The 24,741-nt window shown below is 45.1% G+C and carries 28 protein-coding genes; 7 read left to right on the top strand and 21 right to left on the bottom strand.

Going from position 1 to position 24,741, the window contains the following annotated elements; translation table 11 throughout:
* Window positions 1-228 precede the first annotated feature (228 nt).
* On the bottom strand, window positions 229-903 hold the full coding sequence (locus FKN08_RS19740; protein WP_006741998.1) for a fructose-6-phosphate aldolase: 675 nt from the start codon (window positions 901-903) through the stop codon (window positions 229-231).
* A 214-nt stretch (window positions 904-1,117) separates the two neighbouring features.
* Here FKN08_RS19740 and FKN08_RS19735 point away from each other — a divergent pair, with 214 nt between their 5' ends.
* Both FKN08_RS19735 and FKN08_RS19730 read left to right on the top strand, forming a co-directional pair.
* Window positions 1,118-2,047, top strand: a complete 930-nt coding sequence (locus FKN08_RS19735) for a glycyl-radical enzyme activating protein (protein ID WP_170892752.1) — start codon at window positions 1,118-1,120, stop codon at window positions 2,045-2,047.
* Between the two features lie 2 nt (window positions 2,048-2,049).
* Window positions 2,050-4,473, top strand: a complete 2,424-nt coding sequence (locus FKN08_RS19730) for a formate C-acetyltransferase/glycerol dehydratase family glycyl radical enzyme (RefSeq protein ID WP_170892751.1) — start codon at window positions 2,050-2,052, stop codon at window positions 4,471-4,473.
* A 49-nt stretch (window positions 4,474-4,522) separates the two neighbouring features.
* On the opposite strand, the gene FKN08_RS19725 is transcribed toward FKN08_RS19730, so the two are convergent.
* From FKN08_RS19725 to FKN08_RS19710, 4 genes are all read right to left on the bottom strand, one after another.
* The gene (locus FKN08_RS19725) at window positions 4,523-5,605 is read right to left on the bottom strand and encodes a saccharopine dehydrogenase NADP-binding domain-containing protein (RefSeq protein ID WP_170892750.1); all 1,083 of its coding nucleotides are present in this window, start codon (window positions 5,603-5,605) and stop codon (window positions 4,523-4,525) included.
* Between the two features lie 24 nt (window positions 5,606-5,629).
* Window positions 5,630-6,574, bottom strand: a complete 945-nt coding sequence (locus FKN08_RS19720; RefSeq protein WP_170892749.1) for an SDR family oxidoreductase — start codon at window positions 6,572-6,574, stop codon at window positions 5,630-5,632.
* A gap of 251 nt (window positions 6,575-6,825) precedes the next feature.
* Window positions 6,826-7,263, bottom strand: coding sequence for a MerR family DNA-binding transcriptional regulator (locus FKN08_RS19715; RefSeq protein ID WP_170892748.1), 438 nt, complete (start codon window positions 7,261-7,263; stop codon window positions 6,826-6,828).
* Between the two features lie 98 nt (window positions 7,264-7,361).
* The gene (locus FKN08_RS19710) at window positions 7,362-7,907 is read right to left on the bottom strand and encodes a TetR/AcrR family transcriptional regulator (RefSeq protein WP_047009615.1); all 546 of its coding nucleotides are present in this window, start codon (window positions 7,905-7,907) and stop codon (window positions 7,362-7,364) included.
* Window positions 7,908-8,005: 98 nt separating this feature from the next.
* Here FKN08_RS19710 and FKN08_RS19705 point away from each other — a divergent pair, with 98 nt between their 5' ends.
* The 4 genes from FKN08_RS19705 (at window position 8,006) to FKN08_RS19690 (ending at window position 9,559) form a co-directional block, all read left to right on the top strand.
* Complete coding sequence (locus FKN08_RS19705) at window positions 8,006-8,479, top strand: HPP family protein (RefSeq protein ID WP_005462762.1); 474 nt, start codon at window positions 8,006-8,008, stop codon at window positions 8,477-8,479.
* Between the two features lie 139 nt (window positions 8,480-8,618).
* On the top strand, window positions 8,619-8,834 hold the full coding sequence (locus FKN08_RS19700; RefSeq protein ID WP_046875742.1) for a TIGR02450 family Trp-rich protein: 216 nt from the start codon (window positions 8,619-8,621) through the stop codon (window positions 8,832-8,834).
* Between the two features lie 118 nt (window positions 8,835-8,952).
* The gene (locus tag FKN08_RS19695; protein WP_005396583.1) at window positions 8,953-9,330 is read left to right on the top strand and encodes a PH domain-containing protein; all 378 of its coding nucleotides are present in this window, start codon (window positions 8,953-8,955) and stop codon (window positions 9,328-9,330) included.
* 10 nt (window positions 9,331-9,340) lie between these two features.
* Complete coding sequence (locus tag FKN08_RS19690; RefSeq protein WP_170892747.1) at window positions 9,341-9,559, top strand: DUF6500 family protein; 219 nt, start codon at window positions 9,341-9,343, stop codon at window positions 9,557-9,559.
* Here the strand turns inward: FKN08_RS19690 and FKN08_RS23855 are convergent.
* From FKN08_RS23855 to fliD, 9 genes are all read right to left on the bottom strand, one after another.
* Window positions 9,556-9,843, bottom strand: a complete 288-nt coding sequence (locus tag FKN08_RS23855) for a hypothetical protein (RefSeq protein WP_031780567.1) — start codon at window positions 9,841-9,843, stop codon at window positions 9,556-9,558. The genes FKN08_RS19690 and FKN08_RS23855 overlap by 4 nt on opposite strands.
* A 78-nt stretch (window positions 9,844-9,921) precedes the next feature.
* Window positions 9,922-10,914, bottom strand: coding sequence for a flagellar motor protein MotB (locus FKN08_RS19685; protein ID WP_005396581.1), 993 nt, complete (start codon window positions 10,912-10,914; stop codon window positions 9,922-9,924).
* Complete coding sequence (gene motA / locus FKN08_RS19680) at window positions 10,914-11,771, bottom strand: flagellar motor stator protein MotA (RefSeq protein ID WP_005396580.1); 858 nt, start codon at window positions 11,769-11,771, stop codon at window positions 10,914-10,916. Before motA ends, FKN08_RS19685 begins: the two co-directional genes overlap by 1 nt.
* Window positions 11,772-11,781: 10 nt before the next feature.
* Window positions 11,782-12,510 (bottom strand): FliA/WhiG family RNA polymerase sigma factor, encoded by a 729-nt coding sequence (locus FKN08_RS19675; protein ID WP_005396579.1) that lies wholly within the window; start codon window positions 12,508-12,510, stop codon window positions 11,782-11,784.
* A 12-nt stretch (window positions 12,511-12,522) separates the two neighbouring features.
* Window positions 12,523-13,023 (bottom strand): flagellar basal body-associated FliL family protein, encoded by a 501-nt coding sequence (locus FKN08_RS19670; protein ID WP_170892746.1) that lies wholly within the window; start codon window positions 13,021-13,023, stop codon window positions 12,523-12,525.
* A gap of 22 nt (window positions 13,024-13,045) precedes the next feature.
* Window positions 13,046-14,119: a flagellar hook-length control protein FliK gene (locus tag FKN08_RS19665; RefSeq protein ID WP_170892745.1), complete on the bottom strand. Its 1,074-nt coding sequence runs from the start codon at window positions 14,117-14,119 to the stop codon at window positions 13,046-13,048.
* Window positions 14,116-14,436 carry a hypothetical protein gene (locus FKN08_RS19660; RefSeq protein WP_005398525.1) on the bottom strand — a complete coding sequence of 107 codons (321 nt, stop codon included), beginning with the start codon at window positions 14,434-14,436 and terminating at the stop codon, window positions 14,116-14,118. Before FKN08_RS19660 ends, FKN08_RS19665 begins: the two co-directional genes overlap by 4 nt.
* Window positions 14,420-14,806: a flagellar export chaperone FliS gene (gene fliS, locus FKN08_RS19655; protein WP_005398523.1), complete on the bottom strand. Its 387-nt coding sequence runs from the start codon at window positions 14,804-14,806 to the stop codon at window positions 14,420-14,422. The genes FKN08_RS19660 and fliS overlap by 17 nt, the downstream gene beginning before the upstream one ends.
* Before the next feature lie 20 nt (window positions 14,807-14,826).
* The gene (gene fliD / locus FKN08_RS19650) at window positions 14,827-16,164 is read right to left on the bottom strand and encodes a flagellar filament capping protein FliD (RefSeq protein ID WP_006741986.1); all 1,338 of its coding nucleotides are present in this window, start codon (window positions 16,162-16,164) and stop codon (window positions 14,827-14,829) included.
* Window positions 16,165-16,552: 388 nt separating this feature from the next.
* On the opposite strand from fliD, the gene FKN08_RS19645 reads away from it, so the two are divergent.
* Window positions 16,553-16,840, top strand: coding sequence for a hypothetical protein (locus tag FKN08_RS19645; RefSeq protein WP_134646112.1), 288 nt, complete (start codon window positions 16,553-16,555; stop codon window positions 16,838-16,840).
* A gap of 282 nt (window positions 16,841-17,122) precedes the next feature.
* Here the strand turns inward: FKN08_RS19645 and FKN08_RS19640 are convergent, their stop codons facing one another.
* From FKN08_RS19640 to fliQ, 7 genes are all read right to left on the bottom strand, one after another.
* Window positions 17,123-18,445: a 6-hydroxymethylpterin diphosphokinase MptE-like protein gene (locus FKN08_RS19640; RefSeq protein WP_170892744.1), complete on the bottom strand. Its 1,323-nt coding sequence runs from the start codon at window positions 18,443-18,445 to the stop codon at window positions 17,123-17,125.
* Between the two features lie 55 nt (window positions 18,446-18,500).
* The gene (gene lafA, locus FKN08_RS19635; protein WP_047009609.1) at window positions 18,501-19,346 is read right to left on the bottom strand and encodes a lateral flagellin LafA; all 846 of its coding nucleotides are present in this window, start codon (window positions 19,344-19,346) and stop codon (window positions 18,501-18,503) included.
* 304 nt (window positions 19,347-19,650) lie between these two features.
* On the bottom strand, window positions 19,651-20,421 hold the full coding sequence (locus FKN08_RS19630; RefSeq protein WP_046875750.1) for an EAL domain-containing protein: 771 nt from the start codon (window positions 20,419-20,421) through the stop codon (window positions 19,651-19,653).
* A gap of 19 nt (window positions 20,422-20,440) precedes the next feature.
* Complete coding sequence (gene flhA / locus FKN08_RS19625; RefSeq protein ID WP_006741984.1) at window positions 20,441-22,531, bottom strand: flagellar biosynthesis protein FlhA; 2,091 nt, start codon at window positions 22,529-22,531, stop codon at window positions 20,441-20,443.
* A gap of 31 nt (window positions 22,532-22,562) precedes the next feature.
* Window positions 22,563-23,690 (bottom strand): flagellar biosynthesis protein FlhB, encoded by a 1,128-nt coding sequence (gene flhB, locus FKN08_RS19620; protein ID WP_006741983.1) that lies wholly within the window; start codon window positions 23,688-23,690, stop codon window positions 22,563-22,565.
* Complete coding sequence (gene fliR / locus FKN08_RS19615; RefSeq protein ID WP_006741982.1) at window positions 23,687-24,463, bottom strand: flagellar biosynthetic protein FliR; 777 nt, start codon at window positions 24,461-24,463, stop codon at window positions 23,687-23,689. The genes flhB and fliR overlap by 4 nt, the downstream gene beginning before the upstream one ends.
* On the bottom strand, window positions 24,463-24,732 hold the full coding sequence (fliQ, locus tag FKN08_RS19610) for a flagellar biosynthesis protein FliQ (RefSeq protein WP_005375036.1): 270 nt from the start codon (window positions 24,730-24,732) through the stop codon (window positions 24,463-24,465). The genes fliR and fliQ overlap by 1 nt, the downstream gene beginning before the upstream one ends.
* Between the last annotated feature and the right edge of the window lie 9 nt (window positions 24,733-24,741).

Genomic DNA, 24,741 nt, shown 5'->3' with positions numbered 1-24,741 from the left:
TCGGCTTGAAGCAAAAATTTTTTGCTTGTGGAACGAGCGTTGTTCGTCAGTAGTGATGTTACGAATAGAGTGCTTTGCGTGAAGGGAGAGGTGAGACTAGTGGGCTGGGAATCTCTTCGTAAGCCGCATCTACAAACAGTTGCCTGCGCGAATGTTACTTTTTCTCAGAGATTCCCATATCAAAAGCCCCTCGATCGAGGAGGAACGGGACTTTCGATAATTTTATGCTTAACTTTCAAATGAAAGTTTGTTGCCAAACGCGGATTTCCAGTCTTTATCAAATTGATCGACAGCCGGCTGAACTGCTGGATGAGAAAACATCTGCGCGGCCACATCGACAGGCAAGGTGATCGCTTCAATGCCCAACTTCATCACTTCCATCGCTTGTTGGGTATTTTTAAAACTCGCTGCCAAAATTTTTGCAGGCAGTTGGTTTTGATCCAGTAGCAATTGCAGGTCTGCGACCACTTCTACACCGTTTCCGTTCATCGCATCAATACGGTTCACATAAGGCGCAAGATAGTCAGCGCCGCACAATGCCGCAAGGAAACCTTGCTGAGCAGAGTAAATAGCAGTGGCGAGCACTTGAATTCCCTCTTTTTTCATTAACTTAATTGCCGCTAAGCCCGTTTCGGTTGCTGGCACTTTGACGACCATATCATAGGGTAATTCATGGATTTGGCGTGCTTCTTCCACCATGCCTTCTACAGTAGTACTCACCACTTGAGCATGGAAACGGGGTGTTCCCCCTAACGCTTCTTGCATGCCAGCTAAGGTTTGGTTCAAGCCTTGTTTTGATTTCGCCAAAATACTTGGATTTGTGGTTACCCCTTTCAGAGGTAGGCATTGGTTAAAGCGTTTTACTTCTGCCACGTCAGCAGTATCTAAATAGAGTTCGATCATGGGTTCTACCTTATACAAAATCTTCGTTTTGATGATGGGATCACTATAGATCTGACAATCCGCTGAGATCTTGATTTTGATCAATTGAAATTTCAATTGAAACTATAATAATTTCACAAAGCGAAAGTTAAGTGCCAATATTTCATTATCAAATGAAGCTTTCAGCAAAAGAAAAGCGTGAAAAGTAGAAGAGCAAACCAAGAGGCGGACAGCAATGTATTTCAATATTCAGAGGTTCTCGACCCACGATGGTGATGGTATTCGCACCATTCTGTTTCTGAAGGGATGCAGTCTGTCTTGTCCTTGGTGCCAAAACCCAGAAAGCCGCAGTGAAAAGCACTCTCTGCTGTTTGATGAGCGCAGTTGTATGGCGGACTGCCAGCTTTGTATATCGGCTTATAAACAAACCGTAAACGGCAATATGGCGAGCGATGGTATCCGACGCATTGACGATCAAATCATCATCAATCGAAAAGCTATGAGCGAAGCGCAGATCATTGCGCTGCGAAACGTATGTCCAACACAAGCGCTCAGCATATGTGGAGAAGAGGCGAAATCGGACGACCTGTTTGAAGTGTTGATGAAAGACAAGCCTTTCTACGATCAAAGCCAAGGTGGCGTGACATTTTCTGGTGGCGAGCCGCTGATGCAGCCAAGTCTTGTGGCAGAACTTGCCGAACGTTTGCATCAAAACCATGTGTCTACGGCGGTGGAGTCGTGCATGCATGTTCCGTGGAAAAACGTAGAAAAAGTCGCGCCGTATATTGATTGCTGGTTAGCGGATCTTAAACACACCGACGAAGAAAAGTTTCTCCGCTGGACGAAGGGATCGTTAAAACGCATCAAAGACAATTTTAGAAAATTGGCACCAATTGCCAAACGTATTGTTATTCGCGTGCCGGTTGTGCCGGGCTTCAATGACACCATTGATGAGCTCAAAGCGATCATTGACTTCGCTGCTTCTTTAGAAAGCTGTCAAGAACTCCACTTGTTGCCGTATCACACCCTCGGCATCAATAAATACCGTTTGCTCGATATGCCTTACGAGTGTTCTGACAAACCATTAAATAATCCAGAACTGCTAGAAAACGCAATGCAATACGCAAGCGAACATACTCAACTTAACGTGATTGTTAGAGGTTAACCATGGACCTACATACCCTTCCAGAGCGAATCAAAGCCCACAAATCGGCACTGGTCAACATCGTAACGCCGCCTATCTGTACCGAGCGCGCAGAGGCTTATACTCGAGCGTATCAGGCAAATGAAGACAAACCTGTGATTGTGCAACGAGCGTTGGCGTTACAAGAGCACTTACGCACTCGTACCATTTGGATTAAGCACGACGAGCTGATTGTCGGTAACCAAGCGAGCAAAGTACGCGCTGCGCCGATCTTCCCTGAATACACGGTGCGTTGGATTGAAGCGGAAATCGACGAACTGGCCGACCGACCTGGGGCTGGTTTTGCGGTAAGTGAAGAAGACAAACAAAGCATTCACGCCATTACGCCATACTGGCGCGGTAAAACGGTTCAAGATCGCTGCTATGGACTTTTTACCGACGAGCAACAAGAGATCCTAGCCAGCACTATCATTAAAGCCGAGGGCAACATGACTTCGGGCGACGCGCACCTTGCAGTGGATAACGAAAAAATCCTGAAGATCGGTATGAACGGTCTGTTGGATGAGGTTCGCCAGCATCGCGCTAATAACGACGTGTCGACGTATGAAGGGTTAAAGAAAGAGCAGTTTTATAAGTCCGTCGAAATTGTCTTGCTTGCGATTCAGGAGCACATGGTGAGTTACGCCGATCTCGCTCTGGAAATGGCACAAAACGAAACTCGACCAGAGAGGAAAGCAGAACTGGAGACAATCGCAGAAAACTGTCGTCATGTGGCTTTCCATGCGCCAACCAACTTCTGGCAAGCTCTGCAACTGAGCTATTTTGTGCAGTTGATGCTGCAAATAGAATCGAATGGCCACTCTGTTTCATTCGGTCGGATGGACCAGTTCCTAAACGACTACTACGTGCGTGATCTTGAAAGTGGCACGATGAACAAAGCGTTCGCCCTTGAGTTATTGCAAAGCTGTTGGTTGAAATTGCTTGAAGTAAACAAGATTCGCTCTGGTGCGCACTCAAAAGCGTCGGCAGGTTCTCCGTTGTATCAAAACGTCTGTATCGGTGGACAAAAGCTGAATGAGAATGGAGAACCTGAAGACGCCGTAAATCCGCTATCTTGGGCGATTTTAGAGTCTTGTGGTCAGCTACGTTCCACGCAACCGAACTTGAGTGTTCGCTATCATGAAGGTCTGAATCAAGAGTTCTTGATGGGCTGTATTGAAGTGATCAAATGCGGATTCGGTATGCCTGCATTCAACAACGATGAAATCGTCATTCCAGAATTCATCAAGCTAGGTGTCGAGAAAGAAGACGCTTACAACTACGCGTCTATTGGCTGTATTGAAACCGCTGTTCCAGGCAAGTGGGGTTACCGTTGCACGGGCATGAGCTTCATTAACTTTGCGCGTATTTTACTGGCTGCGCTTAACGAAGGTGTGGATGCAACGACGGGCAAAGCCTTCTTGCCGCATGATAAGTCATTAGCAAAAGGTAACTTCGAGAGCTTTGAGCAAGTCACCGCTTCTTGGGCGAAGCAAATTCGTTACTACACACGTAAATCGATTGAGATCGATACCGTAGTCGACAGTGTGCTTGAGCAGCAAGCGCAAGATATTTTCTGCTCATCGCTGGTGGATGACTGTTTGGCGCGTGGTAAAACAGTAAAAGAAGGCGGAGCGAAATACGATTGGGTATCTGGCCTGCAAGTGGGCATCGCCAATTTAGGTAACAGTTTGGCGGCGATCAAACATTTGGTGTTTGAAGAAGCACAAATCAGCCAAACGGAATTGGCAAAAGCATTAGAAGAAGACTTCGATGGTATTGAGAACGAACAACTTCGCCAACGCTTAATCAACTTCGCGCCAAAATACGGCAATGACGACGATTATGTCGACCAATTGCTGGCTGATGCTTATCAGGTTTACATTGATGAGTTGGCGCAGTTTGTCAATACACGTCATGGGCGCGGTCCAATTGGTGGCGGCTACTACGCGGGAACATCGAGCATCTCTGCTAACGTGCCATTTGGCGCATCCACGATGGCAACACCAGATGGTCGAAAAGCGAAAACGCCACTGGCAGAAGGCGCAAGTCCAGCATCGGGCTCTGACCGTTTGGGACCAACGGCGGTGTACAACTCAGTCGGTAAAATTCAAGCTAATAAAATCTTGGGTGGTGTGCTGCTTAACCAGAAGTTAAGCCCAGCGGCTGTCGCTTCAGAAGGAGATAAGCTCAAGCTATCGATGCTGATTCGTACCTTCTTTAATCACCACAAAGGTTGGCACGTACAGTACAACATCGTTTCTCGTGAAACCTTGCTGGCGGCGAAAAAGAACCCAGAACAATATCGTGACCTTGTCGTGCGAGTCGCGGGCTACTCAGCCTTCTTTACCGCGCTGTCACCAGACGCGCAGGATGACATCATCGCTCGTACCGAACACGAGTTGTGATGGCCTCAACCCCTGTTAATGCAGAAGGCACCGATTGGTGCCTTTTTGTTTACTCTTCAATGGTTATGTCACTAGAACCGGGAAGCTGCGACACAAAACTGGAGCCCATGAGCTTAGAGGGTGTGTATACACCGGCTTCAGGCTTTGTATGTAGCAGGTGTTCTACAATCGCCAGAGATCCCGTTACGGTTAAGCTGTAGCCATTGGCCGTTTGTACTCGTGCTGTTTTGCTTTGTCCGAGTTTGTTGCTTGCTTTACCCCACACATATGTGGGTAATTGGTTTCTTTGCTCCTCATTTGGGCCTTTTACGATTCTTTCAATACGGCTTTTTATGAGGTTTTGTACCCAGGTTATGCCGAGAAGGGGGCGAACCCAATTCGCTCGTTTAGCGTTTTTTATCATGTTCGGCGATCCGGGAATAAAAACATCAATATTCTCAATCCCCGTGGTGTAATAGGCGGTTGAAACATCTCCCCACGGAATGGTCATCGCAAGTTTTTCGCCGTCACCAAAATCAATGTTACGAACTTTATACGCTAGCGGAACGGTGGTGATTTTTCCGTTAAGTCGCACTTTTCCGCCTTGAGCCAAACCTTCGACAGACGTTTTCGCCGTGCCCGGAGAAAAACCAGAGCGAGAGTCAAAACCGAGAGACAAGTGTGTTGCATCTGGTAGCGCAGCTTTCAATGTGGCTGCAATGCAATCCGTTGGAATAACATCAAAACCAACACCGGAGCACAATACGACACCAGCTTCGTTTGCTTGTGATTGCAGCGTTTGTACAAACTCAAATACAGAGATCTCACCTGTAATATCGAGATAATGTGCGCCTGCTTCTAGGCACGCTTTCATCATCGGTTTTGCCGTCGAAGAAAAGGGGCCTGCGCAGTTTAATACCAGTGAGGACCCCGAAATATTTTGGACCGCGCTGCTTTTATCCTCAAGAGAAAAAGCAAGACTTTGCAGCCCTAGTTCAGCCGCTAGGCTTTGTACTTTCTCTAAACTTCTACCTGCAAGGATTGGGTGGTGACCCCGTTTTACGGCCTCTCTCGCAATCAGCTCGCCTGTATAACCATTGGCTCCGTATATGATCCAACGATCTGGGGATGATGCCGGTGTGTTATCTTTCATCAAAAAGCTCCTATCAATGCCTGCTTAAAGAGGTTTCTGGTCATTGGCTTTTTCTTGTTGAATTGTGGTCAAGCCTTGTTCGAATGTGGTGATTTGAAAATCTGGAAAACGAGTCTGAAACTTATCCGAAACAAAAAGGTTGTCAGATTCGTAGCGAGGCAAAAGCTCGGCTGCATCTCGAATGGTTTGATTAAATCGCCCAGCTAGCCACAATTGCCAGCGCTTGATGACTTTGTATTTCGGTTGAACGTTAAAAACCTTTGCTGCAACAGCGATAAACTCCCGATACGTCAGTCGACGATCATCGCAAGGCAAATGCCAAGTTTGTCCGTAAGCATCGGGCGTATTCCCAATTAGCGCCATCGCTCGGCTTGCGTCTGGCGTATAAATTAAGCTGCGTTTGGTGTCATCACGTAAAAACACTTTTGCGCTCTTTTGGTTAAGTAGATTATCGATAATGGCGGAATTAGTGATGCTTTGCGTTTTCCCCGGGCCGTAAAACTCCGGAGCGCGACAGATAACGGCTTCGATTTCTCCTTTATTCATCGATTCTAGCAGCATGTCAGTAATGACCGCACGAATTCGACCTTTTTCTCCATTGGGTTGAAATGGTGCATCTTCTTGTTGAGGCGTATCTGTTTGCGGGTACATGTAGGTATTATCAAAGTAAACAAGCTTTGCTTGATGAGTTTTACATGCGGCGATGACATTACGCATTATTGTTGGCCACTGTTCCACCCACAGTTGGGTATCCATTGGTAGCCCTGCAGTAAGGTAAACGATACTAGAACCTTTTACGGCATCTGATGTTTGTTTCGCGTCGAGCAAGTCCGCTTTTACCAGTTGATCCGTCTCGTTGACTCGATGCGGATTGCGGCTCACTAAACGGATGTCGCTCGTAAAGTCTCGTTTTAGGCTTAATGCTAGCTCACGGCCAATTTGCCCACTTGCACCCAATATCGTTTGCATTCACCAATCTCCTGCTGTGTTGCTTTGATATTCATCCTAAGATTAAAGTTAGGTTTAAGGTCAACCCGCATTTTGAAGATAAATCAGATTAATTTTTATTGAATATAGAAATAAGGAGATGGCAGACCTGAACTAAGGGCGAATGGTTTTGACAAACTCAATTTGGTGGCAGGTAGGGAACTTGCGAATCTTTAACTCAACATCAAGAGTAAAGCTTCGCTTGTTAACGTTGCTTTGCTTTGGTGACGGCTTTATTTTTTATTTGAAGGGTTTTCTTTGGTCAGAATCGTTTGACCAAGCTGAGACATGACGCGTTTTGCATTCATTGCACAGTCCATGTCATCTGGCTTAGCTTCAATCTCTTTAAGTACTTCTTTTAACTTGCTTTTACTCTGCGCAATTTTTCGCTCAAGCTCGTCGAGCTCTTGGACTTTTTGCTGCAAGGTTGTCAACAACTGATGATGATCCCAGTTAGAAAGGTCGGATGGCAGTAACGCACTTAGTTCATCCAAACTGAATCCAGCTTGCTGACCCGTTGTGATCATGTCCAGAATCATTAACGCTTCTTGCGGATACTCGCGGTACCCATTGGCTTTACGGGTCACGGTTTTTAGCAGTCCGATGCGCTCGTAAAATCGAATACGCGAGGGAGCAAGGCCCGTTTGTTGTGCCAGTTCGCCAATTTTCATATCAAGCGTGTCTCATTAGGTTGATAAAATAACCTTACCATTTCTGAACATTCTCGCCAGTTTGGTGCTTGGTCGTTTCGTTTCTTGATTTCTTACCGTTACAGCTTGTGCAAAATTTCCACGCATTTCTTTGTGACGTCGTCGTACTCTTTTGTCATGTAAGCGGTGGTGATGGCACCTTCTTTCATGATGCAGATGGCATCGAGTAATGATGTGTTGTCTGATTTGAGATAGCGTTGAATTAGCTCTCGAACCTGTTGTTTATGGTGGCGGCAATACGTTGCGATCTCGCCGCTGTCGTCACTGAATTCGGCGGACGTGTTGATGAAGAAACAGCCGCGAAACTCGCCCAATTTTTCCTCAGAACCATGAAACCAGCCGTTAAGCGCGGTAAACAACTGGTCGATCACGTCTGTGCTCGATTGTGCTGGTGATAGTTTCTCCTCTAGCCACGCCATGAAGATTTGGTGGCGTTGTTCTAGTGCGGCGAGGATGAGCGCTTCTTTGCTTTCAAAATGGCTGTACAGCGTGCGTTTAGCCACGCCAGATACTTTAAGGACTTCATTGATGCCAATGGAGTTGATGCCCTGTTTGTAAAACAGCGACAACGCGGTATCGATCAATAACTGTTTCTTTTTGTTCATAACTACGTCCTCAAAAAGTTCTACAAACACATATTGACAAAGGTAGACAGATTTGTCTATTTTAATTTGTAGACAATTCGGTCTACTTTGAGGTGTTTATGAATAATTTAATTTTATCTTTGGTCGCGGGGCTTGGTGCGACATTGGCTATTGGTGTGTTGTCTTACGCCGAGGTATCTCTTACTGAGGTTGTACTTCTCATGGCGCCATTTGGTGCTACTGCGGTGTTGGTGTTTGGGGTGCCTAGCAGCCCTCTAGCTCAACCAAAAAATGTGATCATTGGTCACTTCATTACGGCATCTATCGGTATTGCGTTTAGCCAATACGTTGAGATCACGCCAATCACCCTTGCGATTGCGACTGGGTTAGGTGTGTCAGCGATGCTGATTACGAAGACAACGCATCCACCTGCGGGCGCAAATCCTATCTTGATCATGGCATCTGGGCAGGGGTGGAGCTTTCTGTTCACGCCCGTATTGATTGGCGCGGTGGTGATTGTGCTGGTTGGTAAGGCGTTGCAGTTGCTACAGAGTCAGTACTTAAACCCTCGTTTGAACGGTCAAAAGACCTAATTGGGTTGCAAGTAAGGCCGCATTAGGGGATGACCTCTTTTGCGGCTTTTTCTTTTCGTGGATGCTTAAAAATAAAATCTGATTCTCTCTTGGTATTCAGTCGTATACATAAAGATGCTAGTTAAATTGGTATACCACTATGAATAAAATTCACCCCAAGAAGCTATTGCACAGCAAATGGACGGCGACGTCACCTAAAAATAAAGAGAAGCACTTTGTCGTAACTGAAATGGAACTGGATGAAGACGGCAATGTTGTGAAATGTGTCATTGAGGCGGTTATGAGTAAACGTGAGCAAGAGATGAACTGGCAAGAGCTGAAAGACCCAGAGCTATGGCGGCAGGGCTGGAAGTAATGCACTTTGTTGAATTTTTTCCTAGGTTTGAAATCGAAAGATGGTACTTAGCTGATAGGCAACGGTCTGTGTATCTGCTACGTTGAGTTTGTTCGCTATCAACTAAAAAGGAATGACTATGATCGATTTCGACAATTCATCAGTGTTTAAGCTTAAACCCATTGAGGTATCAAAAGTTAGGGAAGATTTTCACAAGTTTCTTATTGATGGCGAGTCGGTATTTGCGGGCTTTAAAACGGTTCGCGACCAAGTGGTGTTTACCAACAAGCGAGTGATTGCGGCGAATGTGCAAGGGATTACGGGCTCAAAAGTGGATTACACGTCGCTGCCTTATAGCAAGATCAATGCATTTTCTATCGAGACGTCTGGTACTTTTGACTTAGATTGTGAAATTGAGTTCTTCATGAGTGAGGTGGGAAGAGTACGCTTTGAAATTAAAGGTTCGTTTGATCTGATTTCTTTCAACCGTATGGTTAGTGAGTATGTACTAGCGTAAGGGAATAGAAATGAGAGCTTCATTGAGAGACAAAATAATAGAGGTCTGTGACAAAAAGATCGAAAGCAAAGGTGAGCAGGTTGGGCTCTCATTTTATGCGTTTTTCGCCAACAAAAATGATGATCCTGAACAGTTGATGGAGGCGGCTACGTGGTGGATTCAGACTCATCAGCTCGACCACTTCGAGAAAGCATTAAAAATCAAATCAATGGTGGAGTCTGGTATCTAAATTAAAAAAAAGAAATAAAGAAAGCAGACAAATGCCAACAACGTCGCGGATAAAACAGGGTAGATAATATAAGAGTCCTGTTTATTGGTTCTTTGAAAGCACAGAGAAACGAGTAAGACGTTGTAGACGACGAGCAGCATACTGATCATGGTCCCACTGTTAAGCGTTAAACTGGACAGCTGAGTTAAGAAAAACGCCAATAAAAGGTAGTCGAAGACAATTAACCATAAAAAGGCTTTCTTCAACAGATCGCGTTTTTTGTTTTCGGATGGTGTTATGTGCATATAGAACTCAACTAAAAAGTCACAGTAACAGAGGTTTCAGTTAGAAAGGTCACCATCAGGCGAGGTGACCTTTTGAGGTTATAATTCTTGAATATTTACTTCGTTGGTGGCCGTATCACCCGAGTAATTGATGACTTCTTGTCGAATGACTGGTTGGTTAAATTCGGCTTTATCTTTCGCTTTTTGCAGTTCACTTTCTTGGTGGTTACCAAAAAGAGTTTCGAGTACTTTGGCTGCTGGCGTCGTTAAAACGAACAGCTCGATACGGCGGTTTTCGCTTGAATCTGGTTCATCAGGGTTAAGCAGAGCTCTATCCGACATGCCTGTGACCTGCATGACGCGATCATCCGGCATGCCACCTTCAACCAGCGTATTTCTTGCGACATCAGCTCGAGATGCAGATAGCGCCCAGTTTGATTGACGACCAAAGCGTTTTTTAAATGGAATCGCATCCGTATGTCCGCTGATGATCAGTGGGTTGTTCACACGCTGAAATACAGGCGCAAGTGCAAGTAATAAGTCTTCGAAGAAAGGGGTCAGCTCTGCGCCACCACGACTGAACATATGCTGTTTGTAATCATCTTGAAGGACGATACGTAGGCCTTGTGGGGTCACGGTGACGTTGACATTTCCTTGTGCGTTAATCTGAGCGGTCATTCGTTCAATGACTTTCGCCAACGCTGCAAGTTGCTCCTGAGTATCGAAGTTACCAGGAATCAACGAGTCGATTTCTGGCCCATCGCCGTCACCTCGAAAGTATGAGCTTACCACGTGGTTGGAATTGTGTTTACTTGGCACAGAAGAGTCCTGTGCCAAGTCAATAGGAGAGATACTTTGTGAAGTATCAAATGGATTACCGTAACTCTTGTCGAATACGCTTGAGCTATGTAAGTGGGCGACAATTGCTTTACGCTCTTCTTTGTCTACCACCTGCATAACCCAAAGCACAAGAAACAGCGCCATTAGGGCGATCATGAAGTCAGCAAACGCGACTTTCCACGCGCCGCCATGAGGTTCATCATGGCTGTGTGCTTTGGCACGTTTGAACACTACATGCTCTTGTTTTTGCATTATCCCTCCTGTTCAGCTAACCACTTCTCCATTTGGTTGAATGTTGGTTTGATGTCTAGCTGAATATGTTTACGACCAGCGTCGATGGCGAGCAATGTCGGCTTCTTCGCTACGTAGGCAACCAAGGTTGCGCGTACGCATTCAAAAGCAGTCATATTACGTTTTACTCGCTGAGCCATGGCGTTACTTAGTGGGTCTAAACCACAGTAACAACCGAAAATACCAATGAATGTACCTACGAGAGCTGCTGCAACGTGATAACCAATCATAGCGATTGAGCCATCAATTGCCTGCATGGTGATAATGATGCCACCAACTGCTGCAAGAATACCGAAGCCAGGTAGTGCTTCTGCTGTACGCTGTAGTGAGCGTGAAGGCAAAAGCATTTCGTTTTGGATAGCTTCAATTTCTTGCTCTAGCAGTCCCTCTAATTCATGAGGCGACATTTGTCCCATTGCCATTAAACGTAAATTATCAGTAATGAAAGAAATTAGGCGATGATCCTCAGCAATCGTCGGGTAAGCGAGAAACATAGAGCTCTGTTCTGGCGACTCAATGTGAGAGTCGAGGAACTTATAACCACGGTTGCGCGCTGTCTCGAGCAAGTTATTGAGTAGCGCCATTAATTCCATGTAGTACTCATGTTCTTCTGTCGGGCCTTTGATGGTTGCAGGCACTTGGCGACGCATTTCTTTCAGTACGTGAGGTGGGTTACCGATGATCAAAGAACCAGCAGCAGCGCCAATGATGATAAGGAATTCGGCTGGTTGCCAGATAGCGCCTAAGTTACCGCCGGCCCACATGTATCCACCGAAGACGCACACCAGGATAGTGAGGACTCCAAAAAACTTTTGCATCTTGTGACTCCTAAGAGGACATTAATTGGTTGAGTTGTTTCAGCGCTTGTTTGTGAAGCTGACATATACGAGGTGGTGTCAGATCCAATACCAGAGCTATTTCGTGTAAGTTGAGTTCATGTTGATAGAACAGAGTAAGCAGCAATTGATCACGCTTCGGCAATTTGCCTAAAGCGCTATCTAAACTGCGACGAATATGCTCATGTTCCATGCCATCATATTGCCCGCCAATATAGCTATCACCACTGCTTTCCATCAGTTGGTCAAGGCTTTGCATCTCTCCCGCAAGGGCGGCATTTTGGCGGTTGTAATAGTCCTGCTCATTCGTCCCCAAGGCTTGGATGATTTCTGCATCCGTAGGCATCCGACCTAAAGAGCGTGTGAGATCTCGAGTCACGTCGTTGAGTTCGTGAGCCTGTTGGCGAGTTTTACGTGAGCGCCAATCTAACCGGCGTAATTCGTCTAAAATTGCACCTCGAACGCGACACACGGCAAAGGCAGGGAAATGAGGATCGTCAACATCGCCGTATCGGCGTCCAGCTTCAACTAGAGCGATAAGGCCAATTTGCTGCATATCTTCAATACTACAGTGAGAAGTGGCATGAACACGTAGCTGGTTAACGACGCGTTTCACCATAACTTGATGACGTTGCAGCAGTGCATTTTCGTCAATTGGGCGTGATGGCGTCGTCACTTCCTCTTCTGTGGTATAGGTGTCTTGTATATTCATGTCTAACATGGTTGTGCTCCGTTATTGCACAACATATTTAGTCAACAAAACATCGTCGATTTCGCGAACGATGTCTGTCTTAGCAAAAGCCAGTAAAAGCGTTTGTTTTACTTCGTTTTGCAGAATATCGATGGCACCCGCTTGCTGTAACTCATCAAATGTTTTGTCGCTAAACAATTTTAATAATGAGTTTTGTATCATTGGCATGTATTCATCAATGTCTTTGATGCGCTCAGGACGGCGTGTTTCAATCGCTAGTTCTAGCATGACAAAGTGAGTCTGCTTTTTACCTTTTACGGTTAAAACGACTTTGTCTAAAGGATGGAAGCTAGGACCTTTGCTTGTCGGTTCTTCTGTGACTAAAAATGACAATGGAGAATCATCGATCAAGGAACCAGAGTCAGGTGACTCTTGAGCGTGTTTGTTTAAGTACCAGATTCCGCCCATAATCGTGGCGGCCGAAACGAGGGCGCTGGTGATGATCATGGCGATAAACAGGGCGATCATTTGTTGTTTGGTCATAACCTTTTTCCTCGAGGATTAACTAGGCTTGAGTGTTCAGCCAGTGTTCTGAATAGTTTGTTGTTGTGGTTTGGAATGCACCAGATTCTCGTGCTGCGAAAATAGTGGCGTCTTCTTCATTTGTATGTTGGTCATTGCGACTCTGGCTTTGATCAGAGCCCACGTTGACATCGACATGGACGAAGTTCTGCTCTTGCAGTTCTGTGCGCAGACGCTCAGACACTTGCATTAAAGCTTCTCGTGTTGCGGCTGTATTGGCATTGATGTGCACGCTTAGTCGGTCGCCTTCAACACGTACAAGTAAATCCAGCTTACCTAAATCCGGTGGGTCGAGGCGGATTTTGGCTTCTTGTACATTTTGTTGCGCTTGAAGAGTCACACGGTCATGCAGAACTTGCATCATTTGCTCTCCCCATTTCCCAGCACTGGTGTCAACGCGCACAGCCGCCCACTCAGAGCCTTGAGTTTGAATATGACTCGTGGCAACGGCGGTGTTCGGGGCTTGTGGCGTTGGTGTTTGTCCTTGGAGTGGTGAGGCCGTTGGTTGCCCTTGAACTGGTTGACTCAATAGGGTCTGAAAGTCGGCATTGGAGATTGATAGACGCGAGTTCGATGACATCGGTTGGCTTTGTTGCACCTCTTGTTGCTTTGGAGAGGTGTTTAGCAAGGCGTTATTGGAGTCTTGTATTGTAGACTTAACATCGTTAGCTACCGATAAAGGCGGAGTTTTTCCGAACTGACCCGACTGCTTTTCTGCCATAGTGAGCATACTCTGGGTTAGAGCCTGAGCTTGCATAGCAAGATCAGGTGATTCTTTTGAACCCAGTGTACTTGTCAGGTGAGCATCTGCTTCAGAAGCAGAGTGTTCGTCAGTATCCAAACCACGAGCATGCGCTTTTTCTTCGCTGTCCAAAGCTGGAGCGGTAAGATGAAAACTCGGCACGGTTGAAGCTGAGGCGAAACCTTGGCCGTCATACTGGCTATGCTCAGACATAGGGTTATGAGAAAAACCGTGTACAGCTCTTGCTTGTTTTATGTTGCCTTCATGGCCAGATGATGAATTGCCGGATATTTGAGTTGAAGGAGATACGATCATTGAGTTAGCTCCATGGTCATCGCTAATTGATAGGCCATAGCGCGCTCTTGATGGTCATTGACCATATTCATCTCTTTTTCTAACTCGTTCTTCGACTTTTCTAATCTAGCGAATGCATCTGCATGAACGGTTTTGGCGCGTTGAATTTCAGGTGCAAGCTTAGGATCCTTCAAAAAAGGTTTGTGACTGATCAATAGCTCTCGCAACTGCAAGTCATAGCGCTTAAGCGCATGCCAATCTGCAGTTTTTGTAGCGAATTGGATGAGCTGAGATAAATGACGAAATCGCTCTGGCGACACTTTATGCTTGTTGTCCAAAATTCATCCAACCTTCACGAATGTTACCCATTACACGCTCGACATTAACCAAGCGATTCGCATCGTTCTGCACGCTGGCGTAATAAAGCTCAACTTGGCAGAAGTCATACAGCTGGCGTAAGTTTTCAGCAATTTCGCCACCATTCTCATCATCTAGAGCGCTTGTGAGCCCAATTAAGATGTTCATACATTTGTTGATTCCGTTACCTTTCTCCGCCAAGCGATTCGCAGCCAAATGGCCACGAATACGTTCAACTTCATCAAGTAAGCCATCGATCAACATAATGACTAATTGGTGTGGGTTTGCTGCTGCCGCTTGCGCGTTGAGGTCTACTTGCTGGTACGAGTCATAGCCAGAGTCCATAAGCATGAGTTTTTTCTCCTAAAGGCTTAGCCAAACATCGACATGGTTTGGTTCATTTGGGTCATTAACGCGTTCATTTGTGTGAACTGTTTGATGTAGCGTTTGTACGACATATCGTATTTACGCTCTAATGTAGATTGTTTATCTTCTATGCGATCCAAGTTAGCTTGAAGCGCATTTTTACGGGATTTGAATGCGCCTGATGAAAACTTCAGAAATGGATCAATCATCGCGTCCATTGAGTCAAGTAAGGCATCGTCGCCATTAAACATTGCTTCCAAGCCCACGCTGTTATTCTTTTGAACTTCGGCGAATTTTTCGTGGTCGACTTTCATTTTCCCATCACGATCCAAGCTCACACCGATTTCACTCAGACGCATACCACCGTGTTCCCCTCGAACCAAATTAGTTAATTGGCTCTCAATGGAGCGAAGTGTTGGATCACTTGCTAACACTCCACGTTTTTTGTCTTCACTACCTATTTGGGTGTGCTGGTTCATTGCGCCAATAAGAGTGTTATATGCGTCAACAAACTTATCCAATTGCTCTTTAGTTGCTTCGCTGTCAGAGCCTATATCAAGGCCAACAGGTGTTTCACCAGAAGCTTGAGCTTTGGTTAGAGTAATATCTACACCGTCGATTACACCTTCAAATGTATTGCTTGCGTTCGTCAGTTTGAGACCAGAGTCTTTAGCTCCCAACCACATTACAGCATCTTGCGGGGCGCTAATTTGGTTTAGATTTGTGAATGCATCTTCAAACCAGGCTTGGCCAGTACCAGACGCCGATACGTTGATTTGGTTAGCAACACCAGTTTCAGTGCTTGATAACATAAAGTGAGTTTGACCATTTGAGCGAACTAAGGTGGCGTTTACTCCAGGGTTATCGCTGTTGTTGTTGATTGCTTTTGCTAAGTCACTGACTGTTGCTGTGCCATCACCGTCTGAATCAACAGTCGATAGATCTAGCGTCATTGTTTCGCCATTGATCGTGAACTCGAGAGAGCCAGTTGTTGGGACTTCAGTTGTTGCTTCTAGATCAGCAGGCATCCCTGTAGAGACTTGATGAGACGTGGCAACTTGCTCAACAAAAATTTGGTAGTTGCCTGTGAGGGCCTTAGCATCTGCACTGGCTGTAAAGTAACCTTCCTGAGATAGGGTTGCACTGTTCTTAATGATGGTGTTTGTGCTGCTGTTCATTTCGTTTAACGAATTACGAAAGTCTCGTAATGCCGTTTCAACTTTACCTAGAGCGGAAAGTTGCGCTTGATATTTGCTGGCTTGTAGCTGATAGCGCTGTTGAAACGGTTGAACGTCAAAAGTGGCAAATTTAGTAGCCATTGTAATTGGATCTAATGAACTCATGAGGTTACTCCCTCTCTCATATATACGGCTTAAATAGCTTATCTGCTATGCCTTGGTTTAACAGTTCATCGCAAGATGTGTGCCGTATATAAATAGCTATATATAACAATGCTTTGCGATGTATTATTTCATAGAGAGGAAGCTGTGGTTCCACCTTTTGTGTTCCGCTTTCCTCTAGAAAACAAGTAGCGTTTTCCTATAAGACAAGGCGACTCAAGACTCGTAAATGTTTAATAGAATTTCTAAGTGGAGTTGAAAGGGAGGAAGGGACTCAGAACAGATATTTCGGTGTTTACTTCTAATGAATTAAGATAATTCTTACATCGTATTTATATGCTTCCTGTTATCTTTTCATCAAATTGGAGTATCGGAAAGAAAAACAACAATTATGAACGAATTTGCCTTACGACTAATGAAGTGTGCTCGCGAATATGAGCGCTTTATTCACGCTAAATTACTTAGCAAGCAGAGTCTTAATTCTGACGAGTTGGCAAGTATCCAAAAAGAGGCCATATCAAAATTTCCTGAGTTAAAACGCTATCAGTTAGATAATAGTCCTGAGCCAGTGGAACTAGAGTTATTTAACAAAGTGTTAAGGAATATTATGCTGAAAGTAGGTTTTAGATTGCCAGACTCTCATTGGGATAATAATAGTTCTATTTACATCAGGCGATAAAAAAGCCTCAATGATGAGGCTCTCTAGAGCTAATAGCGTTCACTCAACGCTTTTATGTTAGGCGCAATTTCATACCTTAGAATATCTGCAAGTGCAGTGAAGTCATGAACTTCTCGGGCGGTATTTATTCGCGAAAGTATTTCGAGAACAGACGTGCGCTCTGACTGAACGGTGAATAATTTTGTTAGGAGATTTAGACATCTTCCTAACATTAAGTCGCCTGTCAAGTGGTCACCGTATGAGTAAACCTCTGAAGTTTTAATAAAAGTGTCATAAACAGACTTAATCTCGGTTGCCATATAGTTCCTCCACATTGAAATATTCAGCACCAATAATTCTTGCACCAATACGGCTCCAATTGTAAAACTTGGTCTGTGGTGATGCTGCTATTAGGTTCTCAACACCGCTTCCAAACATGCGGTAGGCTGGTGAGGTTTTGATCATCTCACCATAACCATTCTCTACTCGTGCTGTCATCGTCGCGTTCGGGTCGTCTGGTCTGTTTTCGCGTCCTGAATGGATGATATCTCCAGGGAAACCAAAATCGCATCCGATTAGTGATACTTGGGTAGCACCTTGTAAAAGGGTGAAGTGGATTAGAGGATGGATTACCGAACCAAACGAGTAAGGGCGATATTTAACCGGTAGTTTGCTTGCAAATCTGTCGTATGTGAAGTCACCTAAGTGTAAGTAATACTTCTCGCCATGCCAGTTTTGGAAAATACGGCTAGGCATATGGCTACCAAACACCAAAATAGTATTTTTGGCGATCTCATATGGAATATGTTCGTCACCTAAATTCAAATCTACAGCAAATACGACATCTGGTTTGATGTTATTTTCAATTAAGCACTTGCATGCAGTTGATGCAGCAATAAGCTTGGGACGATTTGGTCGGTTATAGACTGCTTTTAACTCTTCAATATGATGCTGGAGTGATGGACCTGCACCAATACAAATAGCGTCGTCTACTTGATACATAAGATAATGATCAGAAGAGTTTAGGCGTTTTAACAGAGGTTCGTTTTCTTGCTCTCTTGTGAGCAGTTCTTCATCGCTATGTCTATAGCTAGCGTTTGCATAGCCGATCAAAACACGGTTTTCTAAGCGGAAATAAAGCCATTGATGAGTATGACGCGAAATGGCTCTGTCGGCATTGAGAATGATACAATCATCCCAAGTCAGGCTCGCGAGTTTTCTACCTATATCGCTTTGGTCTTCTGAGACGATGATCAACGAAACACGAGGATCGGATATCCATTGTTGTGGAACGAGAGAAAGCACCAATTTTGCTAACGGTAGGTTATAAAGATAAACACGAATTGATCGAGCATTTTTATCTTGTGTTAACAGGGATGGGACATTGCCCATACCGATGCCCCAAATATGATAATCGTCGCTAGACGTTAGGCTTCGGTACTGGAAGGCTTCTTCGACCGGGTCATAAGCACTGCTAAGTTGAACTCCGTTGACTTTTAGGGTCATCGCTGCTTTTTCAACTACTTCAAAGTGTAAGTCGCTAAAGTCTGCACTGTCTAAGGCTTTTGCTACGTCAGGCCAACGAGAGCGAATGATATCAATATGTTGAGAATAAACTGGTGTCATAATATTCAGATAGTAAAAAACCCCACCGGATGGGTGGGGTTATAAGCTTCAATGATTAGCGTAGTAGAGACATTGCCATGCCAGGAAGCTGGTTAGTCTTAGAAAGAACTGTTGTACCTGCTTGCATAAGCATTTGGTTCTTAGTCATGTTTGAAGACTCTGTAGCGAAGTCTGCATCAGTGATACGGCCTTTTGCTGCAGAAGTGTTTTCAGTCATGTTACCAAGGTTAGTCATTGTGTGCTCTAGACGGTTGATGTTAGCACCAAACTGAGCACGTGCTGTACCTAGATCTGCTAGCATACCGCCAGAGCTTGAAAGGTTTGCAAGAGCTGTAGAAGCTGCAGCAGCAGTGCTGATGCTTGTCAGGCCAGCAATTGCTGTCGAGATGTCGTTTAGCTCTGTTTTTGCATTTACAGCTAGTTTCTCTGCACCAGTCGCACCGATTTGGTAAGTAACGCTGCTTGCACCAAAACCGCCGCCTTCAGCTAGAAGTTTTTGACCACCAAATGAAGTGTTTTCCATGATGTTGCCTAGCTCAGATGCTAGCTGTTTGAACTCTGCATCCAAAGCTGCACGGTCTTCTTGACTGTTTGAGCCGTTCAAAGATTGTGTTGCTAGGTCGTTCATGCGGTATGTGATGTTTGTCATCTCATCCATTGCGCCTTCCGCAGTTTGCATCATAGAGATGCCGTCCTGTGCGTTACGCATCGCTACATTCATACCACGAGTCTGAGCTTCCAGACGAGTTGCAATTTGTAGACCCGCAGCGTCGTCTGCTGCTGAGTTGATGCGGTAACCCGTGCTTAGACGCTCCATCGCAGTGTTTAGAAGACCGCTTGTGTTGTTCAGAGTGTTTTGAGTTACAAGCGATGCGTAGTTAGTGTGCATTGATAAAGCCATCTTAGTCTCCTTAGTTAGTCACTATATCTTTCAGGCCTCGGGATATTCCCTAGTCACTAACTAGAGGCGGTCGGTCAGCTTTAATGATTAATTTGAAAATTAAAAAATTCCTAAAAAAGATCAAAATTGATGATTTTTAGTGACTTGTATTCCATGAAAATACAGATATAACATCAAATAACCTGAATAAGCCTGACTTAATCAGGGAAGCAGTCATCTATCAATATTGTCGTTCTTCGTTATAAATAAAAAAACAGCGCGAATAATTCGCGCTGTTTTATAAAGATTAATAGCTAGGATTCTGTCATTCCTCACCAAAAGATTGAAAAGAGAGGGAGGTCGGGATGTCACTGAAATAACCAAAGTAATAATTGGCCCCTAACAAGCGATAGCGGTTTAGCTCTGTTTGGCTCGCTACCCGCCCGGCTACCCAAGGGTATTTGTGCTTTCTTAAGAACTTAGCAATCGGTAGGAAAGCATGTCTTTCTTCTTTATCCTCTAATGTGACCGATAGTTTGATCATATCGGGGCTAAAGTCAGCGACTCGTTCGAAGTTCACTTGTGATGTCGCGACTTCAAACCAAAGTGAGTAGGCGTTTTCTCTTAACTTCTCTATCAGCGCTGAGACTTTATCATAGGCGCATAGCGTTTTGTCTGCTTGAAGAGAAGGAATCACATGTTGAAAAGCGGAAGAGTGAAACTGAATCATCTGTTCGAGAAAGTATATGCCTGGTTCCCATAGTAATGCGTCAATTCTTATCGGCACGACGACGTTACTGATTAAGTCGGGGTGAAAGGCTTCTAGCTGAAACTGTGTTTGTCGCAATGCGAGATAAAGACTGAACAAATCTAGGCAGTACTGCATTTGTTCAGAGAGTTCGAATTGATAGACGCTTTGTTCGCCACGCGTGCCAAATCTCAACGTCAGGTGTTGGAATTCTACCTCTCCTGATTGAGTCTCGCGAATGGCTTGGCACGCGTGTTGAATGTCATTGTGCTTTAAAGCATCAAATACTAATTGATCGTCATCCGTGACGATATGTTGTACTGCGAGACCAACCAAATGTTCGTACATCGCATGTGTTGAAATAAGATTAACCAAGGTTTCCTACCACATTGATTTGTTTGTTTTCTGGAATTTCGTTGTAAGACAATACTGCCAGTCCTTGCGTAAATGTGCGTGCGTAACGAGCCAGAAGTGGACGTAACTGAGGCATAACGAGAAGAATCGGAGGTAATCCCTGTTGTTTGAGCTGTTGTCTTATCAGTGGCAAGTTTTGTTGGAACTGACCAAGAATATTCGGCTCAATTGGGAAGCTGTCTAACATTACTGTACCAGAAGATTGTGCTTGTTGTAGCGAAGTCAGTAGCATTTGTTCTAGTTCATCAGAGAGAGCATAGACATTTAATTCGTTTTTCTGTCCCGCAATCAGGTTTACGAGCGTGCGTTTTAGTGCGCAACGCACATCAGATGCCAGTAAAATCGGGTCTTTAGTGTTTTCTGCGGATTCCAACATCGTGTTAGCAATCGTGCGAATATCTTTTAGTGGTACTTGGTCTAGTAACAACTGGCGATATACTTTGAGTTGCTGCGCAGGGTTAAGTGCCGCGGCTAGGGCTTCGGCTAACTTCGGTGCTTGCTGTGTCAAACGTTGCGTCATGGCTTCAACATCGTCGTGCGTAAACAACTCAGCAAGGTTTGTTTTCATTATCTTACTAATATGAGTCGCGATGACCGTGCCATCATCGACCACTTGATAACCCATGTTCAGCGCTTTCGCTTTGTCTTGATGTTCAATCCACACTGCTGGTAATTGGTAAGCAGGATCACTGCCCAAAATACCATCTACTTCACCGTACGTTTCGCCGACTGCAATCGCCATCAAACGTTCTGGCTCGATAAAGCCCTGTTCGATCACTTCGCCATTGAGAGAAATTGTATACTGATTCGGCTTAAGGCTTAGGTTGTCTCGAATACGCACCTCTGGTAATAAAAAGCCGACTTGTTCAGATAGGTTACGGCGCACACCGCGAATACGCTGTGATAAAGGTGCACCTTGTTCTTTGTTGACTAGGTGAACGAGACGGTAACCCAGGGAAAGCGACAACGTTTGAACATGAGGAATATCTTCCCACGTAAGCGGTGTATCGTCCTCTTGCATGGCTTGTGAAAGTGCTTCGACCTCCTCGATTTGGGAGTCTTGCACGGGCTTTTTCGTTTGACGCCAACCCGCGAAAGCTAAAGCACCCGCGAAAGCAAAAAAGGCCAAATGTGGCATGCCTGGTACCATGCCTATCACAGCCATGATGCCTGCGACGGTAAACAGTGTCGCCGGGGTTGCCAGCAATTGTTTTTGCATGGTTTCCGACATGCCATTATCGCTATCATTAATTCGCGTAACGATAATCGCTGCAGCCGTTGCCAATAGAAGTGACGGAATTTGAGCTACTAAGCCATCACCGATTGTAAGTAGTGCGTATGTTTTAAAGGCGTCAGATGCTGCGAGTCCATGCTCAAAGACGCCGATGCTGATACCACCAATGATGTTGATAAACAGAATAAGCAAACCAGCGATAGCATCGCCTCGCACAAACTTTGAGGCACCGTCCATCGAGCCATGGAAATCGGCTTCGTTAGCGACTTCTTTACGACGCAATCGAGCGGTTTCCTGATCGATAAGACCGGCATTTAAGTCGGCATCAATCGCCATCTGTTTGCCCGGTAAGGCATCCAAAGTAAAGCGCGCTGACACCTCAGAGATACGTTCGCCACCTTTGGTAATTACGACGAAGTTGATGATCATCAAGATAACAAACACCACCATACCAACGACGTAGTTACCGCCAATAACGACTTCACCGAACGCTTGGATGACTTTACCTGCCGCATCCCCCCCATTATGTCCTTCTAGGAGTACGATTCGTGTGGAAGCGACGTTCAGTGTAAGACGCAATAATGTCGCGACTAACAAAATTGTTGGAAAAACTGAGAAGTCTAATGGTCGCTTTGCGGTAGTGCTGACCAGCAATACTAGGATTGCCAAGACGATATTGAAGGTAAACAACGCATCCAATAGCAGGGGAGGCAAAGGTAAAATCACCATTGCCAAAATCATTAGCAAGACAATTGGAATGCCAATGTAGCCTTTGGTTGATGTTTGAAGTTGTTTTAACCGGTTAAGCATACTTTCGTGTCCTTGGATAAACGCGGGTTAATCAGTGCTGCAAATGCTTTGGAATCGAAAAATGAGGCAAAGGAGTTGGCTCTTTTCCTTCACCTTTACGGAAGGCTTTCAATTGCAAAACGTAAGTAAGAATATGTGCCACGGCAATGTACAGTTGGCTTGGGATTGCTTGTTCAATCGCCGTGGTGTGATAGATCGAACGAGTCAACGGTGGTGAGTTGATGATCTCCACCTTGTTTTCTCGGGCGATTCGTTGAATGTGCATGGCAGTTTCGTCTACGCCTTTTGCAACCACAAATGGAGCATCAGAAAGTGAAGGTTCGTACTTCAGAGCGACAGCGTAGTGAGTTGGGTTAGTGATGATCACGTCAGCCGTTGGTACCATCTTATCGATTTTACGGCGTGCAAACTGCTGTTGAATTTGACGGATTCGCTGCTTTACTTCTGGGCGGCCCTCGTTGTTCTTGAATTCCTCCTTCAGCTCTTGTTTGGTCATACGCAGCTCTTTTAGGTGCTCCCAACGTTGGTAGGGAATGTCTACAACACCAAATAACAACAACGCAAACCCCATCAACAGTAAGCCTTCAAAGAGAATAGACATTACTAGAGAAAAACCTTGGCTGAGCGGAAGGTTTTGCATGCCAAGTAATGGCTGTAGGTGGTTGTCTAAATAGCCATATAAGATGCCGAAGATAACGGCTACTTTGAACGTGGACTTTAAGAGTTCAACCACTGAGCGTGTCGAAAAAATGCGCTTTATCCCACTTAAAGGATTAATTTTGCTCAGCTTTGGCATAACGTTCGCCGGACGGAACATCCAACCGCCTAGTACAAGGCTGCTACCACAGGTCACGATAATAATGACGGTAAACAACGGTAATAACATGTCGATGATTACCGCTAAACTTTGTCCCAATTGCTCGACAAGCTGTTTAGGGTTTTCTAGGTCGGCTCGCGTCAGCATCATGTTGTAGCGAAAAATACCTGACATACTTTCCCAAATGCTATTGAGCTGAGAGTAAAAGTAGAGCGCCACCGCTAGAAATATCACCGCAGTAGTAAACTCTTTAGCACGAGGAATTTGTCCTTCCTGACGTGCTTTTTTTACTTTCTGCGGCGAGGCTTTTTCAGTTTTGTCCTGAGACGATTGATCGCTCATGCGCCCCCCAACATAAAGTTACTCAAGTGTCTGATGGTGTCGTGCACAAGTGCGGTGTAGCGACCCGGCACACCAGATACTGAAATTAATACGCTGAACAGGCCAAGAAGCATCGTCATTGGAAAACCTAATGCATACACGTTGAGTGAGGGGGCGGCGCGATTCATCACACCAAAACTGATGTTGGCTAAGAGCATTGAAACAATAGCAGGCAACGCTAGTGCTAAAGCAGAGGCAAACATCCAGCCGAAAATATTTACAACGCCTTGCAGAGAAAGCGATGTGATGCCAGAACCGACCGGCCACACGACAAAACTTTGAATCACGATATCAATGACGAGCAAGTGTCCTTCTAGCGCGAGAAATAACAAGGTTGAAAATATAAGAAATATGCGGCCCAAAATGGCGACAGAAAGTCCGTTGATAGGATCATTCATCATTGCCATACCCAATCCCATTTGCAGAGAAACGACCTGACCAAGCATGGTGAAAACGTTAAAGAGCATGTGCAAAATTAGCCCAAACATCACGCCCCAAATCGCTTGCTCAAAAGCAAGGAATAGAGACGTCATGGAGAATAATTCGACTTGTGGCATTGGTGGCATCAATGGTGCGGTAATCACGACGATCGAAAGTGCCAGTAAGGTACGGATCCAAACGGGAATGATTGCATCACCAAAGAAGGGCATCGAAATAAATACAGCTCCCACACGAAAAAACGGCCACCAGAGTTGACCGAGTATCGCTGAGAGCTCTGCAAATGTGATGGCCATTAGCCAATCATCCCCGGTATGTTGTGGAATAAGAAATCAAACAGTTCCATGATTTTTCGGAGCATCCAATGACCCGCAAAAATCACCATCAATAGCGTAACGAGCAAACGTGGTAAAAAGCTGAGTGTTTGCTCGTTGATTTGTGTGGCGGCCTGGAAAACGGCGATACACAAACCGACAATTAAGCCAGGAACAACCAGTACCGCAACCATCAGAATGATCAGCCATACTGCATCGGAAAATAACGTTACGGTTAGTTCAGGGGTCATAGCATGCTC

The sequence above is a fragment of the Vibrio sp. 1-2 (7-a) genome (assembly GCF_013048515.1).
Classification (GTDB): domain Bacteria; phylum Pseudomonadota; class Gammaproteobacteria; order Enterobacterales; family Vibrionaceae; genus Vibrio; species Vibrio diabolicus.
Note: the sequence above shows the minus strand (reverse complement) of the source record. Positions and strands in the feature narration are given on the sequence as shown.

Excerpts from the sequence above, each read along its gene's own strand:
- FKN08_RS19675 (WP_005396579.1), bottom strand. The coding sequence starts at position 12,510 with ATGTTAGACATGAATATACAAGACACCTATACCACAGAAGAGGAAGTG.
- FKN08_RS19690 (WP_170892747.1), top strand. The coding sequence starts at position 9,341 with ATGAGAGCTTCATTGAGAGACAAAATAATAGAGGTCTGTGACAAAAAG.
- FKN08_RS19710 (WP_047009615.1), bottom strand. The coding sequence starts at position 7,907 with ATGAACAAAAAGAAACAGTTATTGATCGATACCGCGTTGTCGCTGTTT.
- FKN08_RS19705 (WP_005462762.1), top strand. The coding sequence starts at position 8,006 with ATGAATAATTTAATTTTATCTTTGGTCGCGGGGCTTGGTGCGACATTG.
- FKN08_RS19720 (WP_170892749.1), bottom strand. The coding sequence starts at position 6,574 with ATGCAAACGATATTGGGTGCAAGTGGGCAAATTGGCCGTGAGCTAGCA.
- FKN08_RS19730 (WP_170892751.1), top strand. The coding sequence starts at position 2,050 with ATGGACCTACATACCCTTCCAGAGCGAATCAAAGCCCACAAATCGGCA.
- fliS (WP_005398523.1), bottom strand. The coding sequence starts at position 14,806 with ATGCTTATGGACTCTGGCTATGACTCGTACCAGCAAGTAGACCTCAAC.
- FKN08_RS19670 (WP_170892746.1), bottom strand. The coding sequence starts at position 13,023 with ATGACCAAACAACAAATGATCGCCCTGTTTATCGCCATGATCATCACC.
- FKN08_RS19685 (WP_005396581.1), bottom strand. The coding sequence starts at position 10,914 with ATGCAAAAACAAGAGCATGTAGTGTTCAAACGTGCCAAAGCACACAGC.
- flhB (WP_006741983.1), bottom strand. The coding sequence starts at position 23,690 with ATGAGCGATCAATCGTCTCAGGACAAAACTGAAAAAGCCTCGCCGCAG.
- FKN08_RS19665 (WP_170892745.1), bottom strand. The coding sequence starts at position 14,119 with ATGATCGTATCTCCTTCAACTCAAATATCCGGCAATTCATCATCTGGC.
- FKN08_RS23855 (WP_031780567.1), bottom strand. The coding sequence starts at position 9,843 with ATGCACATAACACCATCCGAAAACAAAAAACGCGATCTGTTGAAGAAA.
- FKN08_RS19700 (WP_046875742.1), top strand. The coding sequence starts at position 8,619 with ATGAATAAAATTCACCCCAAGAAGCTATTGCACAGCAAATGGACGGCG.
- lafA (WP_047009609.1), bottom strand. The coding sequence starts at position 19,346 with ATGGCTTTATCAATGCACACTAACTACGCATCGCTTGTAACTCAAAAC.
- fliQ (WP_005375036.1), bottom strand. The coding sequence starts at position 24,732 with ATGACCCCTGAACTAACCGTAACGTTATTTTCCGATGCAGTATGGCTG.
- fliR (WP_006741982.1), bottom strand. The coding sequence starts at position 24,463 with ATGGCCATCACATTTGCAGAGCTCTCAGCGATACTCGGTCAACTCTGG.
- FKN08_RS19645 (WP_134646112.1), top strand. The coding sequence starts at position 16,553 with ATGAACGAATTTGCCTTACGACTAATGAAGTGTGCTCGCGAATATGAG.
- FKN08_RS19695 (WP_005396583.1), top strand. The coding sequence starts at position 8,953 with ATGATCGATTTCGACAATTCATCAGTGTTTAAGCTTAAACCCATTGAG.
- flhA (WP_006741984.1), bottom strand. The coding sequence starts at position 22,531 with ATGCTTAACCGGTTAAAACAACTTCAAACATCAACCAAAGGCTACATT.
- FKN08_RS19630 (WP_046875750.1), bottom strand. The coding sequence starts at position 20,421 with ATGTACGAACATTTGGTTGGTCTCGCAGTACAACATATCGTCACGGAT.
- FKN08_RS19640 (WP_170892744.1), bottom strand. The coding sequence starts at position 18,445 with ATGACACCAGTTTATTCTCAACATATTGATATCATTCGCTCTCGTTGG.
- fliD (WP_006741986.1), bottom strand. The coding sequence starts at position 16,164 with ATGAGTTCATTAGATCCAATTACAATGGCTACTAAATTTGCCACTTTT.
- FKN08_RS19740 (WP_006741998.1), bottom strand. The coding sequence starts at position 903 with ATGATCGAACTCTATTTAGATACTGCTGACGTGGCAGAAGTAAAACGC.
- FKN08_RS19725 (WP_170892750.1), bottom strand. The coding sequence starts at position 5,605 with ATGAAAGATAACACACCGGCATCATCCCCAGATCGTTGGATCATATAC.
- FKN08_RS19715 (WP_170892748.1), bottom strand. The coding sequence starts at position 7,263 with ATGAAAATTGGCGAACTGGCACAACAAACGGGCCTTGCTCCCTCGCGT.
- FKN08_RS19735 (WP_170892752.1), top strand. The coding sequence starts at position 1,118 with ATGTATTTCAATATTCAGAGGTTCTCGACCCACGATGGTGATGGTATT.
- motA (WP_005396580.1), bottom strand. The coding sequence starts at position 11,771 with ATGCAAAAGTTTTTTGGAGTCCTCACTATCCTGGTGTGCGTCTTCGGT.